Origin of the sequence: Mesorhizobium sp. M0923, assembly GCF_040319365.1 — a bacterium.
Lineage (GTDB): Bacteria > Pseudomonadota > Alphaproteobacteria > Rhizobiales > Rhizobiaceae > Mesorhizobium.
The window spans coordinates 1-505 of record NZ_JAMYNW010000077.1; the positions used below are offsets into that span (position 1 = coordinate 1).

1 protein-coding gene is annotated in these 505 nt (G+C 63.4%); it reads left to right on the plus strand.

Annotated features, from left to right (window positions below):
* Window positions 1-505 (plus strand): GTP-binding protein (locus tag NKH89_RS35725; RefSeq protein WP_352912074.1); only part of this gene is annotated, 505 nt, incomplete at both ends.

Consider the following 505-nt stretch of genomic DNA (forward strand, 5'->3'; position numbering starts at 1 on the left):
GTCACGTCGACCACGGCAAGACGTCGCTGACGGCGGCGATCACCAAGTATTTTGGCGAATACAAGCGCTACGACCAGATCGATGCGGCGCCGGAAGAAAAGGCGCGCGGCATCACCATTTCGACGGCACACGTCGAATACGAGACGGCTGCCCGCCACTATGCCCATGTCGACTGCCCCGGCCACGCCGACTATGTGAAGAACATGATCACCGGTGCCGCGCAGATGGACGGCGCGATCCTGGTCGTGTCGGCCGCCGACGGCCCGATGCCGCAGACCCGCGAGCACATCCTGCTTGCCCGCCAGGTCGGCGTGCCGTCGATCGTGGTGTTCTTGAACAAGGTCGACCAGGTCGACGACGCCGAGCTGCTCGAGCTGGTCGAGCTCGAGGTGCGTGAGCTCCTGACCAAGAACGAGTTCCCCGGCGACGACATTCCGATCGTCAAGGGTTCGGCGCTTGCCGCACTTGAAGATTCTGACAAGAAGATCGGCGAGGACGCGATCCG